This is a genomic window from Paraburkholderia phymatum STM815, from assembly GCF_000020045.1.
In the GTDB taxonomy this organism is placed as follows: Bacteria; Pseudomonadota; Gammaproteobacteria; order Burkholderiales; family Burkholderiaceae; genus Paraburkholderia; species Paraburkholderia phymatum.
This window is the reverse complement of record NC_010622.1, coordinates 481,117-497,481: the sequence shown is the minus strand read 5'-3', so window position 1 is coordinate 497,481 and position 16,365 is coordinate 481,117. Positions and strand designations below refer to the sequence as shown.

The following is a 16,365-nucleotide window of genomic DNA, read 5'->3' as shown; positions in this document are numbered from 1 at the left end:
ACTTGATTTTGCACGATAATTGACCACACTTAGCCAATGAGAGGCGTTCTCACAATCGAGCTCGGGAAGTCAGAACGCCGTAAGTTTCCGCTCCAATAATCGCTACACGGCATCGCCTGACCAGGCGAACCGCGACCGATATCAATATGGAGACGACATATGGCTACCGTAAGCGGGCAAATCTCGCACGCGCCGATGACGAAAGAAGAGAAACGGGTAATCTTCGCGTCATCGTTGGGCACGGTTTTCGAGTGGTACGACTTTTATCTGGCCGGCTCGCTGGCGGCCTTCATCAGCAAGAGCTTCTTCTCCGGCGTCAATCCGACTGCCGCCTTCATCTTCACCCTGCTGGGCTTCGCGGCCGGTTTCGCGGTGCGTCCGTTCGGGGCGCTGGTGTTCGGACGACTCGGCGACATGGTCGGCCGCAAGTACACCTTCCTGATCACGATCGTCATCATGGGTCTGTCGACCTGTGTGGTCGGCTTCCTGCCCGGCTATGCGGCCATCGGCATGGCATCGCCGGTGATCTTCATCGCGATGCGTCTGCTGCAGGGCCTCGCGCTCGGCGGCGAGTACGGCGGCGCGGCGACGTACGTCGCTGAACACGCGCCCGCCAACCGTCGCGGCTTCTACACCGCGTGGATCCAGACGACGGCGACGCTCGGCCTGTTCCTGTCGCTGCTCGTGATTCTCGGCGTGCGCACGGCGATGGGCGAAGACGCATTCGGCACCTGGGGCTGGCGCATTCCGTTCATCGCGTCGCTGGTGTTGCTCGGCATCTCGGTGTGGATCCGGTTGCAACTGCACGAGTCGCCGGCCTTCGAACGGATCAAGGCTGAAGGGAAGACGTCAAAGGCCCCGCTGTCTGAAGCGTTCGGCCAGTGGAAGAATCTGAAGATTGTCATTCTTGCCTTGATTGGGGTAACGGCCGGCCAAGCGGTCGTCTGGTACACGGGCCAGTTCTATGCGCTGTTCTTCCTGACGCAAACGCTGAAAGTGGACGGTGCAAGCGCGAACATCCTGATCGCGATCGCGCTGCTGATCGGCACGCCGTTCTTCCTGTTCTTCGGCTCGCTGTCCGACCGCATCGGCCGCAAGCCGATCATCCTGGCAGGCTGCCTGATCGCCGCACTGACGTACTTCCCGCTCTTCAAGGCGCTGACGCACTACGCCAACCCGGCGCTTGAAGCCGCAACCGCGAAGGCGCCCATCGTCGTGATCGCCAATCCCACCGAATGCTCGTTCCAGTTCAACCCGGTGGGCACGTCGAAGTTTACGACGTCGTGCGACATCGCGAAGAGCGCATTGTCGAAAGCCGGTTTGAACTACGACAACGTGGCGGCTCCGGCAGGCACACTGGCGCAGATCAAGGTGGGCGATACGACGATCGACACCTTCGACGGTAAAGCTGCCGACGCAAAGGAAGCCGGCAAGACGTTCGACAAGAACCTCAGCACGGCGCTGAAGTCCGCGGGCTATCCACCGAAGGCCGATCCGTCGCAGATCAACTGGCCGATGACCGTCGTGATCCTGACGATTCTCGTGATCTACGTGACGATGGTGTACGGGCCGATCGCGGCGATGCTGGTCGAGATGTTCCCGACGCGGATCCGCTACACGTCGATGTCGCTGCCGTATCACATCGGCAATGGCTGGTTCGGCGGCTTCCTGCCGGCGACGGCGTTCGCGATCGTAGCGGCGAAGGGCAACATCTACTCAGGGCTGTGGTATCCGATCATCATCGCGCTCGGCACGTTCGTGATCGGTCTGCTTTTCGTGCGGGAGACCAAGGACTCCAACATTTACGCTCAGGACTGAGCGAATCGGGTGCGCTGGAGTTCTCGCAAAAAGTTGCCGCGCGGGGGTTGACAGCCCCCGGCGGCATCTTCATAATCTGCCTTCTTCGGCGAATTAGCTCAGTCGGTTAGAGCGACGGAATCATAATCCGCAGGTCCGGGGTTCGAGTCCCTGATTCGCCACCAAATGCGAAAGCCGCTGTTTCTCACGAAACAGCGGCTTTTTCATTTCCCGAGCTGTTCGAGCAGATCGTGGAAAAGAGATCAAAGACGGCGCTGCCGCCACGGTCACGCACAAAGCAGATCACCTCACCGATCCACGATCCGCGTCAGATTTCCCCGCACCTTCCGCAGCAACGAAATGATCTGCTTCGCCTCGTCCTCGGTCAGCCCGCTCAAGCCCTCAGCCGCAACCTGATCGCCAACCCGTTTCGCTTTATCCAGCGTCTTCTCGGCCTTGTCAGTCATGCGTATCTGCTTTTCGCGCCGGTCACGGGGATTGCCGATCCGTTCGATCCAGCCGCCCTCCTCCATCCTGTCCAGTCGCCGCCCAGCCGAAATCGGCGCGACTTCTAGCAGATCCGCGAGCCGCGCCTGATTGATATCGCCGTAGAAAGACAAATACGCGAGAGCGTGACACTGCGCGCGCGTGAGATCGATCGACAGCCGCGCGAGATCGTCGAAGCGGTTGCGAATAGCTTGATTGGTTCGGCTCGCACGAGATCGTGATCGAAGCGCTGATCGCGTCGATCAGCTTCGCGTTCTTCGCCGCGCATGCGGCAACCGTCGGCAAGACAGCGTTCTTCAAGTACGAACTGCTGAAGGACGGCAACTTTGCAACGGGCACGTTTTTCATCTTCATCATCGGCGCGGTGGTGTACGCGACACGCGCGCTGCTGCCGCCGATGCTGCAAAACCGGATGAACTATGCCGTCGCCACGAGGGGTCTGGTGACGGCGCCGAGCGGCGCGGGAACGATGATCGCGATGCTGGTCGCGGGACGCCCCCTCAGACATATCGATGCGCGGCTGATGCTGCTGACTGGCTTCGTCGTGTCGGCGTTCGCGCTGTGGCAGACGATGCAATATACGATCCTGCTGGCGACGTCGGACATCGTGTGGCCGGGCGTGTTCCAGGGCTTCGGTCTTGACCTGGTGTTCGAGCCGCGGAGCGCGCTGACGTTCTCGCCGCGAACGTGCCGGCCTTCAACCCCATCGTTCGCCCGATGCACGACACGGGTTCGCGCACCGACATGGCCGTGCTCGACGTGTCGATCACGCAGCAGGCCGCAATGATCGCGTATCTGTACGACGTCGAGCTGATGTTCGTCGCGACGCTGCTCGTGATTCCTCTCGTGTTGCTGATCCGCCCGTCGCGCAAGGCGCCCGACGAATCGGTCACGCACGCGCCGATGGATTGATCCCGCCGTCAATCAGCCTTCGATCCGTCCGCGCGTGACGCCGAGCAGCGATGCCATTGCGTGACGCGCGCGCGGCGCATCGCGATCGCGGATGGCCTCGAAAACTGCCGTATGCTCGGCCAGCGACGCATTGAACACCTCGGCTCGCTTCGCATTCAGACGCAATTGCGCCTCGAGCGTGCGCTCAATCAGCGTGCCGAGCGGCACCAGCAATTCGTTGCTGCACGCGGCCAGCACGCTCAGATGAAATTGCAGGTCGGCGCGCACCCATTCATCGACATTGCGCGCCGCGACCATCGCCGAATGCGCGGCATCGAGCGCGCCGAACGTGGCGTCGCTATGCGATGCAGCGGCGAGCGCGGCCGCATAAGGCTCGATCATCTCGCGCATTTCCTGCAGTTTTAGCGCGAAATCCAGTGCGGGCGCCACACGCGAATACCAGTCGAGCATATCGGCATCCAGCAGATTCCATGCGTGCTTTGGACGCACGCGCGTGCCAACGCGCGGCCGCGATTCGATCAACCCCTTCGACGTCAAGGTGCGCAACGCTTCACGCAACACCGTGCGGCTTACCCCGAATGTCTCCATCAACTCGGCTTCGCGCGGCAAGACGGATTCGGGCGCGTAGTCGCCGCGCAGGATGGCTGTGCCAAGCAGCCACGCGACGCGGCCGTGCAGATCTCGCTGGATGTCGGTTCTCCCGAAGCTGTTTGATATTTGCCCGATGCCGCCCGAACGGCGACGTGGATCGCCCGCGATTATCGGCGATTGCGGGCGCGAAACCCACCGTCGCCGCGAAATCCATGCACCGAATAATACTATTAATAGTATTTTACGGCGATTTTGATGTAGGATGTCGTTCCTCGACGGTCGCACAAGCGGCGTCCACACAGTGGGACGCGCGGCCACGGTGCGGGCCAACAACCGCAATTAGCATCTGCAAGCCAAGGAGACACCCCAATGAAGATCACCAAAATTGAAACCTTCATCGTTCCGCCGCGCTGGTGTTTCGTGAAGATCGAGACCGACGAAGGCATTGTCGGCTGGGGCGAACCGGTGGTCGAAGGCCGCGCGCACACCGTCGCTGCTGCCGTCGACGAACTCTCCGACTATCTGCTCGGCAAAGATCCACGCAACATCGAAGACCATTGGCAGGTCATGTACCGCGCCGGCTTCTATCGCGGCGGCCCGATCTCGATGAGCGCTATCGCGGGTGTCGATCAGGCGCTGTGGGACATCAAGGGTAAATTCCACGGCGTGCCCGTGCACACGCTGCTCGGCGGCCAGGTGCGCGACCGCATCAAGGTGTATTCGTGGATCGGCGGCGACCGTCCTGGCGACGTCGCGAACAACGCGCGCGCCGTCGTCGAGCGCGGCTTCAAAGCCGTGAAGATGAACGGCTCCGAAGAGTTGCAGATCATCGACACGTTCGACAAGGTGCAAGGCGTGATCAACAACGTTTCGGCCGTGCGTGAAGCGGTGGGCCCGAACGTCGGCATCGGCGTGGACTTCCACGGCCGCGTGCACAAGCCGATGGCGAAAGTGCTCGCGAAAGAACTCGATCCGTACAAGCTGATGTTCATCGAAGAGCCCGTGCTGTCAGAGAACGCGGAGGCACTGCGCGACATCGTCAATCAGACCAGCACGCCAATCGCGCTCGGCGAACGTCTGTATTCGCGCTGGGACTTCAAGCACATTCTCGCGGGCGGTTACGTCGACATCATCCAGCCGGACGCATCGCACGCGGGCGGCATCACGGAATGCCGCAAGATCGCGTCGATGGCGGAAGCCTACGACGTCGCGCTCGCGTTGCACTGCCCGCTCGGCCCGATTGCGCTGGCTACGTGTCTGCAGATCGATGCCGTCAGCTATAACGCGTTCATCCAGGAGCAGAGCCTCGGCATTCACTACAACCAGGGCAACGATCTGCTCGACTACATCAAGAACCCGGAGGTCTTCAAGTACGAAGACGGCTTCGTGTCGATCCCGCAAGGGCCGGGTCTTGGCATCGAAGTGAACGAGGAGAAAGTGCGCGAAATGGCGAAGGTGGGCCATCGCTGGCGCAACCCGGTGTGGCGTCACGCGGACGGCAGCGTCGCCGAGTGGTAAGCAACGGCGCACGGGATCGCCAATGAAGCACAACGCCGCCTACGGGCGGCGTTTGGTCATCTTGTCATTTGACAACCGTGTAGCTGCAACGGCACGAGGGCCGCAGGTCTCACGAGCGGCGTAACAGTTACGTTACACAGTTGACGCGCGACACCTTGGGAGTCTTCGCGCGGATCCGCAGCGGTACGCACGAGTCTATGCTGGACGAGCGCCCCAGCCTTGCACAAGCCCATCGCCAAGCGCTTGGCGCACTCCTTGCTGAATGGCATGCAGACCACCATTCGAACCGGGGAAACGTCATGGGCGAATTTCTTCCCGACTATCTGATCCGCGAACAGGCGGCTGTTGACGCGCTGATCGTGTTCGGCGTGCTGCGCGCGATCGGCGCGGTGCTCGCGTATCGACGCGGCTGGCATATGGCAACAATCGAACGATGTTTTATCGGCGCAGCGCTTCTCTATTGCCTGCCGCAACTGTTCGATCTGCTCACGCATATGACGAGCACGCACGCAGCCGCGGCCGAACTCGAAGGCAAGTTGGGGGGCTGCGCGATCGTGCTGGTCCTTGCACCCGTCGTCAGGCACAAGCTGGGTTATGAATGACCCGCTGCGTGCCTGCGCCGACGCCGCAACCTCGCGCTCAGCCGAGCGCTGCGAAACCCGGCACGCTGTGCGACAGCACAGCTGCCGCAGCGAAGACGCCGAGCATCGCGAGCGCTTCGAGATACAGCAGATTGGAAAACGTATGTGCATCCATCGTCGAAGCCGTGCGGCGCAATCGCGGCAATGCCTGAAAGCGGTTCAGCCCGCCTAGCACCAGCGCCAGTGCAACCAGCGCGAGTTTGAGCAGCAGCACGTGCCCCCACGTGCTCGTTTCAATCGCTAGAAACGAATTGCCCGCCCCTCGCGCCGCGTTGAACACGCCCGATAGCAGAACGAACACGACGGCGACGAGCGACACATTCGACAGTTGCGTCGCCGTGCGGATCAGCACGCCGCGAGCGATCGACGTGCCGAGCGCGGGCAGCACCGACAAACCTGCCGCGAGCACGAGTCCGCCCCACACCGATGTCGTGAGCACGTGAACCGTGTGCATGCCGATCGCCGCCGATGCCACGCCTGCATCGGCGGCGTGACCCAGCGCCGCCTTGCCACCCGCGATCGCGATCACGGCGAGCCACAGCAGCGCATTGCGCAACACATTGGTCTGTCGTGCGAACGACACGAGCACCAGCACGAGCGCGCCCGCAAACGCGACACTCCAGCCAAAGCCGACGTGCGTTTGCGACAGCATCGTCGGCACGACACCGAAGGCTTCAGGCAGGCGCACGCCCGCCATCTCAGCCGCCTGATAGAGCAGCCAGCCAAGGTCGGCCAGCACCAGCACGATCGCGGAAGCCTGCATCGACCGCTGCGCCCGCAACCATGCCGGGCGCGCGGGCGCGATCCTGGCCTGCGCATCGTTGGCGAGCCACGCGCCGAGCAATGCCGAACCGACGGCAAACGCGAACGCAACATTCATGAGCACAGCCATGGCGACCTGCCCGATCCACAATCCGTCGACTTTCATTTGACGCTGAACCCGTAGCTGCCCTTCGTGCGATGCCCGTCTTCGGCGACTGCCGCCCATTGCACGGTGTAACGCCCGGGCGCCAACGACTGCAACGTGAGCGACATCGTCTTCTTGTCCTGTGCATCGACTTGCGATGCCGCCGACGCAGCAGGCCTGCCGCTTGCATCGACGAGCACGATCTTGCTGAACGCCGGCTCGAGCGGCTCACTGAAGTGGAGGGTCACGGCCGAAGGCGCGGCGACTTCGGCGTTCGGCGCTGGATCGCGCGAGGTGGGCGTAGCATGGGCAAAAGCGTTCGACGCGATGGCGAGCGATACACCGCACGCCGCGAGCCAGCGAAGTGGCATGTTCAAGGACAAGGAAAGAGTCATAGGCTGGCCTGGATGGAAAACGCAGGGATGGACGGGATAGTACGCTTCGATGTCTCGCAGTTCAGTCAGTTCAACGACCTTCATCGGCCATGAAGCAGTAGCCATCACGCGTAGTCATGAAGCGGCGGCGTTCAAGCGCAGCGCCCTACACGAATTCGCTCAAAACTGAAACAGAACGAGGCAACAAAGAGACAGTCGCCGCCGAAGCAAAATGCGCAATCTTAAAATAGGTGGAAGCGTTGCCGCCAGGCCAGCCTTCGTTCGCACGCAGGTGGGAAGACGGCAGATGACGGCGGATTGCGTCAACTTGTCGCAACGGCGCGCCGGCGAGGCGCGTCAAGCAGGAAAGTCGTCGCATGTGGCAAATAGTCACCATAACCCATCGATGTTAGAATGCTGCGTCGCCGCGCACCTTCCGCAGGCATTCATCGCGCAGCACACACCGATCCGTTCGAAGTTCGGCCAAGCCCACGATAATGATGGAGTTACGCGTGTCTTCAAGACGCATTTTCCGCCCGTTGCTCGCCCTGCTTTTGATCGGGTGTACCGGCGTATCAAGCGCTGTGCAAGCGCAGACCCAGCCTAAAGCTCCGGACACAATGGAAGCGCGCGTGCAAGGCTGCACGGCGTGTCACGGCTCGAAAGGTCAGGGCACGGACAACGACTACTTCCCGCGTCTCGCTGGCAAGCCGGCCGAGTACCTCTTCAATCAGTTGCAGAACTTCCGCGAAGGGCGGCGCAAGTATCCGCCGATGAACTACCTCGTCACGTATCTCTCCGACGACTACCTTCACGACATTGCGACGTACTTCTCGCAGCAGCGTCCGCCGTATCCGACGCCGACGAAGCCAACCGTCTCCGACTCGACGCTCGCGAAAGGCAAGGAAATCGTGCTGAACGGTGACGCGTCGCGGCAGATTCCCGCGTGCGCGGCCTGCCACGGCAAGGGTCTGACGGGTATGGAACCGGCCATTCCGGGTCTGGTCGGCCTGCATATGGACTACATCAGCGCGCAGCTGGGTGCATGGCGCTCGGGTTCGCGCCACGCGATCGAACCTGACTGCATGCACACGATCGCCACGCGCCTGACAGACGCCGACGTGAACGCAGTCGCCGCGTGGCTGTCCACGCAGCAAGCGCCGCAGAACCCCGTGCCGGCGCCCGCCAAATCGTTGAAGACTCCGCTTGCCTGCGGCAGCGAACCGCAATAAGGCACCGGGAGAGACAAACAATGAAACGCAAGTCCTTGTTCGCGCTTTCGGCTGTCGTCGTCGTAGCGGCAGCCGCGCTGGTTCCCGTCCTGTGGTCGGGCAGCGACTATTTGCATAACGGCACCGCTGTCGCAGCCACGCCAGCAGACCAGGCAGCATTGATCAAGAAGGGCGAGTACCTCGCCCGCGCGGGTGACTGTATTGCGTGCCACACAGTGCGCGGCGGCAAGGAATTCTCCGGCGGTCTGCCGATGGCCACGCCGTTCGGCACGCTGTTCACGCCGAACATCACGCCCGACGACCAATACGGCATCGGCAAGTGGTCGCAGGACGACTTCTATCGCGCGATGCACACGGGCCGCTCGAAGGACGGCAGCCTGCTGTATCCGGCTTTCCCGTTCACGAGCTACACGAAGGTGTCGCGCGCCGACTCGGATGCAATCTATGCTTACCTGCGTTCGGTACCGCCCGTCGCCGTGCCGAGCCGTCCGCACGAACTCAAGTTCCCGTTTAACAACCGCAACCTGCTCATCGGCTGGCGCACGCTGTTCTTCCGCGAAGGCGAGTACAAGCCTGATCCGACCAAATCGGTCGAATGGAACCGCGGCGCGTATCTGATCGAAGGCCTCGGCCACTGCGGCATGTGCCATACGTCGATCAACGCGATGGGCGGCCCGGTGAACTCGGCAGCTTTCGCGGGCGGCCTGATCCCACTGCAGAACTGGTACGCGCCTTCGCTGACGTCGAACAAGGAAGCGGGTCTTGGCGACTGGGACATCAAGGACATCTCCGATCTGCTGAAGAACGGCGTGTCGCAACGCGGCGCCGTGTTCGGTCCGATGGCTGAAGTGGTTCACAACAGCCTGCAGTACATGACGGACGAAGACGTTCGCGCGATGTCGACGTACCTCAAGACGATCCCGCAAAAGAGCGAGGCGCCCGAGCATCTCCAACTGGAAACGTCGGAACAGTTCGGCGGCGAACTGTTGAAGCAAGGTCAGAAGATTTACGCTGACAACTGCGCGAAGTGTCACGCGGACAACGGCCTTGGCATGCCGCCGTCGTTCCCTCCGCTCGCGAACAACCAGTCGATCCAGATGCCGTCGGCCGTGAACCCGATCCGCATGGTGCTGAACGGCGGTTATCCGCCGAGCACGGGCGGCAATCCGAAGCCATATGGCATGCCGCCGTTCGCGCAGGCTCTGTCGAATCAGGAAGTGGCCGCTGTGGTGACGTACATCCGCCAGTCGTGGGGCAACCACGGTACGGCTGTGTCGCCGCAACAAGTGTCCGATCTGCGTTCGGCACCACTCGACTGAGCATCGTCTCAAGGGTTGGGGCGCGGCCTGCGATAATCGAGGCCGCGCCCTTCGCTTTTTGAGGTGATGGCAAAGAAGTGGGACAACGTGAAGCACGTCCGGCAGATCGGGCGTATAACGGTTGTCCCGTGTCGCAGGGCGGATGAGGTGGGCATCATGCAGGAGGAAGTACCATGCATGTCGGGGAACGTCTGAACAGCATCACTCACCTCGTCGGCGCCGTGCTATCGGTCGCGGGGCTGGCGACGCTTGTGACGATGGGCGCGCTCGACGGCGATGCGTACAAGGTGGTGAGCTTCAGCGTCTATGGCGCGATGCTGTGTGCGCTCTACGGCATCTCGACGCTGTATCACAGCGTGCGTCGGCCGGGTCTTAAGGCGATCTTGCAGAAGTGTGATCACTCTGCAATTTATCTTCTGATCGCGGGCAGCTATACGCCGTTTACACTGGTCACGCTGCGTGGCCCTTGGGGATGGTCGCTGTTCGGCGTGAGCTGGGGTCTCGCCGCGCTCGGGATCATGCAGGAACTCACGCTCGGGCGGCGTACCCGCAGCGTATCGATGGTGCTGTATGTGCTGATGGGATGGCTTGCGCTCGTTGCCATCCGCCCGCTGGTGACTGCGTTGCCGACCGCGGGCACCGCCTGGCTGCTGGCAGGCGGAATCATCTATAGCGCCGGCATCTACTTCTTCATCAACGACGAGCGCATCCGGCACGGACATGGCATCTGGCACCTGTTCGTACTCGCCGGCAGTCTGTGTCAGTTCGTCAGCGTCGCGCGATATGTCGCATGAGGCGCCGGACGGCGGATGCAACTTAATGCCAGTCGACGTGTCTGCATAGCGCGTCGAGCAATTCGGCACGCATTGCGCGTGCCGCCGATTTCTCCGTGAACGGTGACTGTCGGGCGAGCGATCATGCGGGTCGCCCGCGAACGCGCCTTCGGGCCGCGTTGGCATCGTTTGCACAATTGCATTGCAAAGAGTTTTTATGTCTTTTGATTCCCTCGGCTTGTCCGAACCGCTGGTCCGCGCAGTCAATGAACTCGGCTACACGTCGCCGACTCCGATCCAGCAGCAAGCCATTCCCGCCGTGCTCAACGGCGGCGACCTGCTGGCCGGCGCGCAGACTGGCACCGGCAAGACGGCCGGCTTCACGCTGCCCATCCTGCAACGTCTTCTCACGATGCCGCCCGCGCCAGGCGGCAAGCGCGTGGTGCGCGCGCTGATCCTCACGCCGACCCGCGAACTCGCCGCACAGGTCGAGGAAAGCGTGCGCGCGTACGGCAAGTATCTGAAGCTCAAGTCGACCGTGATGTTCGGCGGCGTCGGCATCAATCCGCAGATCGATGCACTGCGTCGCGGCGTCGACATCGTCGTCGCGACGCCAGGGCGTCTGCTCGATCACATGCAGCAGAAGACCATCGACCTGTCGCATCTCGAGATCCTCGTGCTCGACGAAGCGGACCGCATGCTCGATATGGGCTTCATTCACGACATCAAGCGCGTGCTCGCGAAGCTGCCGCCGAAGCGCCAGAACCTGCTGTTCTCGGCCACCTTCTCGGACGAGATCAAGGCGCTCGCCGACAGCCTGCTCGATGCCCCCGCGCTGATCGAAGTCGCACGCCGCAACACGACGGCCGAAACCGTCGCGCAGAAGATCCACCCTGTCGACCGCGATCGCAAGCGCGAACTGCTCACGCATCTGATCAAGCAGCACAACTGGTTTCAGGTGCTCGTCTTCACGCGCACGAAGCACGGCGCGAACCGCCTCGCCGAGCAGCTGACGAAGGACGGCATCAGCGCGCTCGCCATTCACGGCAACAAGAGCCAGTCCGCGCGCACCCGGGCGCTGGCGGAGTTCAAGAACAACACGTTGCAGGTGCTGGTCGCCACCGATATCGCGGCGCGCGGCATCGACATCGATCAACTGCCGCACGTCGTCAACTTCGATCTGCCGAACGTGCCGGAAGACTACGTGCACCGCATCGGCCGCACGGGCCGCGCGGGGGCGACGGGCGAAGCGGTGTCGCTGGTGTGCGTCGACGAACTCCAACTGCTGAAGGACATCGAGAAGCTGATCAAGCGCGCCGTGCCGCAAGAGGTGATCGCGGGCTACGAGCCGGATCCGAACGCGCGCCCCGAGCCGATCCAACGCCGCGGACAAGGCGGCGGCGGCCGTCAGCCGCGTCAAGGCCAAGGTCAAGGGCAGGGGCAGGGTCAACGCCAGCCGCAAGGCCAGCGCCAGGCTCAGGGCCAGCAGAAGCGCGAAGGTTCGGCGGGTGCGAACAACGGTGCGTCGCGTGGTGGTCATCGCACGTCGGGTGACAAACCCAACGACAAGCCGAAGCAGCACGCCAAGCCGCAAGGCCAGAAGCCAGCCCACGCGCGCAACGATGCGCCGCGTCATCAGGACAAACCGCGCGCGAGCGCGCATGAGGGTAGCGCGCACACGCCGCATGCGGCGCACGCACCACGCAAGCCGCGCAATGCGAACCCGGGCGCCCTGCTCGGCGGCAAGCCGCGTAGCGATGCGCCGCGCGGTCAGCGCGGCAACTGAAGCAATGCAAAGACGTCCGCCGCTTTCACCGCGGACGTCCCGCTCCTATGTGCCGTTTGCCGCAGTGCCTGCAGCTCTCTTCAGGTGCTCGATCTGCTGGGCCCAGCGTTCGAGTACGGCATCTCTGCCCTCTGTCAGATCGAACGTGATACCCGCCGTCAGGCGGGCGTAACGCACGCGCTGCGCTTCGCCCGAATCGATCGTTCCCGAGAAACACGCAAGTCCACCGGCATCCGCGTTTAACGGCACGAGTGCGAGTTGAACCTGATAGAAGGTGCCATCGAACACGAAGGTCAAGGCGGCGCGTCCGCTTTGCGTAATCGCGCGGGCCGCGCGCGATTGCGGCCACAGCGCGGCGCTTAGCGTGCGCGAGTCAGGTGCGTACAGTTCACCGATGCCGAGCAAGGACGTGCGCACATGTGCACTGCGTTCGTCGACGGTCAGCAGCGACGCCGTGAAGCCGACCTTCGACTCGAGCGCCGAACCATCGAACAACGCGCGCAATTCGACAGGCCATTCGTCGAAGACCTGTTGATCGAGTGCGCGGTTGTGATCCGTGGATGCCGTCATGCCTGTTACCTCCAGAGCCTGACCGCGACGCGCGACATTCAGCGGAAAAACACGTGCTGCGTGATCTTCGCGAGCGGGTAATGGACGCCAGGCTGAATTTTCGCCGGCAGTTCGAGCGGCTTGAGCAGCATCTTCACACACATATCGGCGGACAGGTTGTGCCGTACGAGCCGGTTCACGCGCGCGGCCTTGTCGCGGTTATACGCCGGGTCGTTGACGCGCTCGGGATAGCGGACCGCGAACACATGACGCAGCGCGATCTCCGAATCTTCGTTCTTGATTTCCATCACGCGCCGCATCAACGCGCCGAGCACGGCGAGCCGCCCATTGCCCTCGATCTTGTTGTACTTCTTGAAATACTTGAAAAAGTGCTTGTAGTGACGGACTTCGTCGGTGCGGATGTTGTCGGTGATTTCCTTCAGCACCGGCTCGTCCGAACATACCCCGATCGCGCGGTACAACGTCGCCGTTCCCGTTTCGACGACGCAGCGCGCGACCATCTCCAGCGCGCGCGTCTTCTCGAAGTCTTCGACGCTGCAGGTCTTCGAGTATTCCTCGAAGAAGTTCCGAAACGCCGTGTCCCAGTCGAACTCCGGCCACACGTGCGCGATGTAAGCCTTCAGCGCCCGGCCGTGCTGCATCTCTTCGGGCTCCCATTCATTGTTGAGCCACGCGGAGACCTCGGGATCGCCGTTGAAGAATTTGCTCAGATTGCTCGTGTAGAGATCCGTACCGCTTTCGATAAACGAAGACGCACACAGGAGCAAAAGAAGGTCTTCATTGGCGGCCGCGCGTTGACGGTCGACACGATTGAGATCGATATCTTCGATGCGCCAGGGCATCACATGACCAGCCTCGTTGTGCATAAAAGTCTGCTCCGAAAACCGTAGTGTCTCGTGCGCGGGTTGAACCGCATGTGGCCGGTTCGCGATCGCCGGCACGTGACAGCTACAGTGCCTTGCAACATTGAATTTTTATCTTCATCTTAGCCGTTGCTCTGCAATTTCGCAGATCACACAGCACAGACCATGCCTTATCGGCGCAGTTCCGCGCAAACGTTGATTGATCGTGCGAATGCACAAAGACGCATTACATCCCATTTCGCGCCGATGCTCCGAACACCTTCGGGGACCTTAACCCCTTCCGACACTGCCTTTAGATCGACATTCAAACACGCAAAAAAATCCGCTGCCCACGACGGGCGACGGCGACGGCAACGAAGGTCTTACAATACGGCCAAGCCAACCTTCGCCCGCTTACGGTGCGGTGCTCACAAAAAACACCATGACACGAGACCCCCGCCTCACGCTGAACGCACGTCAACAGGAATTGCTGGAGTGGGTCCAACGCGACGGCTTCGTCACGGTCGACGATCTGGCCGCGCACTTCGACGTAACGCCGCAGACTATCCGCCGCGACGTCAACTGGCTCGCCGACATGAACCTGCTGCGCCGCTATCACGGCGGCGCGAGCCTGCCGACCAGTTCCGAAAACGTCTCGTACAGCGCGCGTCAGCGGATGTTCCACGACGAAAAGCGGCGCATCGCGGCGCTCGTCGCGACCCACATCCCCGATCAGGCCTCCCTCTTCATCAATCTCGGCACGACGACGGAAGAAGTCGCACGCGCGCTGAACCGCCACCGCGGACTGCGCGTGATTACGAACAATCTGAACGTCGCGAGCATGATGAGCGGCTATCCGGATTGCGAAGTGCTGGTGACGGGCGGCATCGTGCGTCCGTGGGACAAGGGCATCGTCGGTGAACTGGCGATCGACTTCATCCGCCAGTTCAAGGTCGACTTTGCGATCATCGGCACGTCGAGCATCGAAACGGACGGCACGCTGCGCGACTTCGACACACGCGAAGTACGCGTCGCCGAAGCGATCATCGAACATTCGCGCACCGTTTTTCTCGCCGCCGATCACTCGAAGTTCGGCCGCCCGGCGCTCGTGCGTCAAGGTCACCTGAGCCAGATCGATTCCCTTTTTACCGACGCGCCGCCGCCGCCCGATATGGCCGAAACGCTGGCGACTTCTGGCACCCAGGTCTATATCGCCGGGTAACGGCTCAACGAGCACCCACGGCGCATTCGCTCCGATGTCCAGCCGCGGCCGCAAGTCCATTTCCGCCATGTTGCACCGCACGCGAATCCTCTAGTGAAGTCAAGGATTTGCCGGCTGCGCCGGACCGCCTCGCGCACGTGTCTCTGTCAACGGGAAAATTTACGTGCGCCGGTTTGGACTTCAGGCTGCGATTGACTACACTCCAGTTCCCCAACGTCCTTAAACGTCCTTAAACGTATTTGGACCGAGCGATGCCGCATTGGACGTGGGGCGAAGAGTGCAAAACCTCGAGCCTGATCCACGGTAATCACCAGCTGCTGGATCCTCCGTTTGCCGGCAGGGCCGTCGGCTGACGCAATGGCAACCCGAGTACGCTTGACATGGAGAGAAACGATGCTGAGTCCGCATGAATTCGCCACGTTGTTGCTCGTCAAGGACGCCCCCAATCAGGTCGACATGGAACGCGAAGAGCTTGACGCACTGCTCGAACGGCAGCTCGTAGAGCTCGAAAAACTCGCGTCGGGCTTGCAGCAATGGCGCATCACGGAATCCGGCGATACGGCTCTCCGGGCTATCAAGCGCTTTTCCTGACGGCAATCGATCGCGCTTCGCACCTTTGCCTGTCATCACCTGCGGCCGTCGGCGTGCCCGCAACGGACACGCGAGCATACGGACGCCTGGACGGTCACGCGGAACTGCCCGCCTGACCGTCTTTATGTTTTCACGCCTGGCGCACCGCGGCTGAATGGCGCGTGTGCGTGCGCGCCCGTGCATTCGAATCAGGCGCTCAGCCTGCTCGCAGCGTCGGATCGACTGCCGCACGCCAGCTCATCGCCTTCACACGCTGCGCGTTGAAGAACTCCACCCACTGACGGCGCAACTCCGGATCGGTACTCGTGCCTTGCGCCGCATATCGCTGCGCCAGCGCCGTCTGGAAAGCGCAGTAATCCGCTTTCGACAGCCCGCCGCGCTTGCTCGCGACATACGCGTCGAACAGCGTCACATAGACGGATTGGGCATCGCTGCCGTAATCGGCGGGCTGGCTGCCGCACATGGCCTGCAAATCCGGAAACGACGGCGCGCCCATCGTTCCGTTCAGGCTCGGCGTGCTGACGCATCCCGTCAGCGTCGTCGCGACCGCGAACGCCGCCGCGCCCGCCATCCGGAGTCTACGCATGGAATTCACCTCGTATCGCCGCAAGCCGGCTGCTTGCAGGAAGTATCGGCTGAGCGCCGCATTCGCGCCAGCACGGTACCAGCACTTGCGAAATCGCGCACCGATCTGCGGCAAGCCGAACTTTACTTTTTCGAATATGTTCATTAAAGTTTCGAAAACGAACATTACGTTTTCACATCAACCCCACTTTTTCTCCG

At 62.0% G+C, this 16,365-nt stretch carries 15 protein-coding genes, 1 tRNA gene and 2 pseudogenes; 11 read left to right on the top strand and 7 right to left on the bottom strand.

From position 1 onward, the window contains the following. Positions 1-159: 159 nt before the first annotated feature. Complete coding sequence (locus BPHY_RS02195; protein WP_012399855.1) at positions 160-1,818, top strand: MFS transporter; 1,659 nt, start codon at positions 160-162, stop codon at positions 1,816-1,818. An 87-nt stretch (positions 1,819-1,905) separates the two neighbouring features. Then, positions 1,906-1,982: transfer RNA gene (locus BPHY_RS02190), tRNA-Met, on the top strand. Positions 1,983-2,105: 123 nt separating this feature from the next. Here the strand turns inward: BPHY_RS02190 and BPHY_RS02185 are convergent. After that, positions 2,106-2,483, bottom strand: a pseudogene (locus BPHY_RS02185) (MarR family winged helix-turn-helix transcriptional regulator); the annotation flags it as partial. An 11-nt stretch (positions 2,484-2,494) separates the two neighbouring features. Between BPHY_RS02185 and BPHY_RS02180 the strand changes: the two are divergent. Then, positions 2,495-3,216, top strand: a pseudogene (locus BPHY_RS02180) (EmrB/QacA family drug resistance transporter); the annotation flags it as partial. A gap of 12 nt (positions 3,217-3,228) precedes the next feature. Here BPHY_RS02180 and BPHY_RS02170 read toward each other — a convergent pair. After that, complete coding sequence (locus BPHY_RS02170; protein WP_407671194.1) at positions 3,229-3,942, bottom strand: FadR/GntR family transcriptional regulator; 714 nt, start codon at positions 3,940-3,942, stop codon at positions 3,229-3,231. Between the two features lie 234 nt (positions 3,943-4,176). Between BPHY_RS02170 and dgoD the strand changes: the two genes are divergently transcribed. Continuing rightward, a complete protein-coding gene (gene dgoD / locus BPHY_RS02165; protein ID WP_012399852.1) occupies positions 4,177-5,325 on the top strand; it encodes a galactonate dehydratase in 1,149 nt (382 codons plus the stop codon). A 299-nt stretch (positions 5,326-5,624) separates the two neighbouring features. Beyond that, positions 5,625-5,927: a hypothetical protein gene (locus BPHY_RS02155; protein WP_012399851.1), complete on the top strand. Its 303-nt coding sequence runs from the start codon at positions 5,625-5,627 to the stop codon at positions 5,925-5,927. Between the two features lie 37 nt (positions 5,928-5,964). On the opposite strand, the gene BPHY_RS02150 is transcribed toward BPHY_RS02155, so the two are convergent. Further along, on the bottom strand, positions 5,965-6,894 hold the full coding sequence (locus tag BPHY_RS02150; protein ID WP_012399850.1) for a CopD family protein: 930 nt from the start codon (positions 6,892-6,894) through the stop codon (positions 5,965-5,967). Further along, positions 6,891-7,268 (bottom strand): copper homeostasis periplasmic binding protein CopC, encoded by a 378-nt coding sequence (gene copC / locus BPHY_RS02145; protein ID WP_041763668.1) that lies wholly within the window; start codon positions 7,266-7,268, stop codon positions 6,891-6,893. The genes BPHY_RS02150 and copC overlap by 4 nt, the downstream gene beginning before the upstream one ends. Positions 7,269-7,747: 479 nt before the next feature. Between copC and BPHY_RS02140 the strand changes: the two genes are divergently transcribed. The 4 genes from BPHY_RS02140 (at position 7,748) to BPHY_RS02125 (ending at position 12,357) form a co-directional block, all read left to right on the top strand. Next, positions 7,748-8,479 (top strand): c-type cytochrome, encoded by a 732-nt coding sequence (locus tag BPHY_RS02140; RefSeq protein WP_041763237.1) that lies wholly within the window; start codon positions 7,748-7,750, stop codon positions 8,477-8,479. Positions 8,480-8,499: 20 nt separating this feature from the next. Then, a complete protein-coding gene (locus BPHY_RS02135) occupies positions 8,500-9,798 on the top strand; it encodes a c-type cytochrome (RefSeq protein WP_012399847.1) in 1,299 nt (432 codons plus the stop codon). Between the two features lie 173 nt (positions 9,799-9,971). Next, on the top strand, positions 9,972-10,592 hold the full coding sequence (gene trhA / locus BPHY_RS02130; RefSeq protein ID WP_012399846.1) for a PAQR family membrane homeostasis protein TrhA: 621 nt from the start codon (positions 9,972-9,974) through the stop codon (positions 10,590-10,592). 196 nt (positions 10,593-10,788) lie between these two features. Then, entirely contained in the window at positions 10,789-12,357 is a 1,569-nt protein-coding gene (locus BPHY_RS02125; protein ID WP_012399845.1) for a DEAD/DEAH box helicase, read from the top strand. 45 nt (positions 12,358-12,402) lie between these two features. Here the strand turns inward: BPHY_RS02125 and BPHY_RS02120 are convergent, their stop codons facing one another. Beyond that, complete coding sequence (locus BPHY_RS02120; RefSeq protein ID WP_012399844.1) at positions 12,403-12,927, bottom strand: hypothetical protein; 525 nt, start codon at positions 12,925-12,927, stop codon at positions 12,403-12,405. 38 nt (positions 12,928-12,965) lie between these two features. Then, positions 12,966-13,793: a ferritin-like domain-containing protein gene (locus tag BPHY_RS02115; protein ID WP_012399843.1), complete on the bottom strand. Its 828-nt coding sequence runs from the start codon at positions 13,791-13,793 to the stop codon at positions 12,966-12,968. Between the two features lie 418 nt (positions 13,794-14,211). On the opposite strand from BPHY_RS02115, the gene BPHY_RS02110 reads away from it, so the two are divergent. Further along, positions 14,212-14,991 (top strand): DeoR/GlpR family DNA-binding transcription regulator, encoded by a 780-nt coding sequence (locus BPHY_RS02110; RefSeq protein WP_012399842.1) that lies wholly within the window; start codon positions 14,212-14,214, stop codon positions 14,989-14,991. A 393-nt stretch (positions 14,992-15,384) separates the two neighbouring features. Then, the gene (locus tag BPHY_RS02105; protein ID WP_012399841.1) at positions 15,385-15,582 is read left to right on the top strand and encodes a hypothetical protein; all 198 of its coding nucleotides are present in this window, start codon (positions 15,385-15,387) and stop codon (positions 15,580-15,582) included. A 196-nt stretch (positions 15,583-15,778) separates the two neighbouring features. On the opposite strand, the gene BPHY_RS02100 is transcribed toward BPHY_RS02105, so the two are convergent. Next, complete coding sequence (locus BPHY_RS02100) at positions 15,779-16,168, bottom strand: hypothetical protein (protein WP_012399840.1); 390 nt, start codon at positions 16,166-16,168, stop codon at positions 15,779-15,781. Positions 16,169-16,365: the final 197 nt, after the last annotated feature.

Coding starts and splice junctions, on each gene's coding strand:
- BPHY_RS02195 (WP_012399855.1), top strand. CDS start 160: ATGGCTACCGTAAGCGGGCAAATCTCGCACGCGCCGATGACGAAAGAA.
- dgoD (WP_012399852.1), top strand. CDS start 4,177: ATGAAGATCACCAAAATTGAAACCTTCATCGTTCCGCCGCGCTGGTGT.
- BPHY_RS02155 (WP_012399851.1), top strand. CDS start 5,625: ATGGGCGAATTTCTTCCCGACTATCTGATCCGCGAACAGGCGGCTGTT.
- BPHY_RS02150 (WP_012399850.1), bottom strand. CDS start 6,894: ATGAAAGTCGACGGATTGTGGATCGGGCAGGTCGCCATGGCTGTGCTC.
- copC (WP_041763668.1), bottom strand. CDS start 7,268: ATGACTCTTTCCTTGTCCTTGAACATGCCACTTCGCTGGCTCGCGGCG.
- BPHY_RS02140 (WP_041763237.1), top strand. CDS start 7,748: ATGGAGTTACGCGTGTCTTCAAGACGCATTTTCCGCCCGTTGCTCGCC.
- BPHY_RS02135 (WP_012399847.1), top strand. CDS start 8,500: ATGAAACGCAAGTCCTTGTTCGCGCTTTCGGCTGTCGTCGTCGTAGCG.
- trhA (WP_012399846.1), top strand. CDS start 9,972: ATGCATGTCGGGGAACGTCTGAACAGCATCACTCACCTCGTCGGCGCC.
- BPHY_RS02125 (WP_012399845.1), top strand. CDS start 10,789: ATGTCTTTTGATTCCCTCGGCTTGTCCGAACCGCTGGTCCGCGCAGTC.
- BPHY_RS02120 (WP_012399844.1), bottom strand. CDS start 12,927: ATGACGGCATCCACGGATCACAACCGCGCACTCGATCAACAGGTCTTC.
- BPHY_RS02115 (WP_012399843.1), bottom strand. CDS start 13,793: ATGCACAACGAGGCTGGTCATGTGATGCCCTGGCGCATCGAAGATATC.
- BPHY_RS02110 (WP_012399842.1), top strand. CDS start 14,212: ATGACACGAGACCCCCGCCTCACGCTGAACGCACGTCAACAGGAATTG.
- BPHY_RS02105 (WP_012399841.1), top strand. CDS start 15,385: ATGCTGAGTCCGCATGAATTCGCCACGTTGTTGCTCGTCAAGGACGCC.
- BPHY_RS02100 (WP_012399840.1), bottom strand. CDS start 16,168: ATGCGTAGACTCCGGATGGCGGGCGCGGCGGCGTTCGCGGTCGCGACG.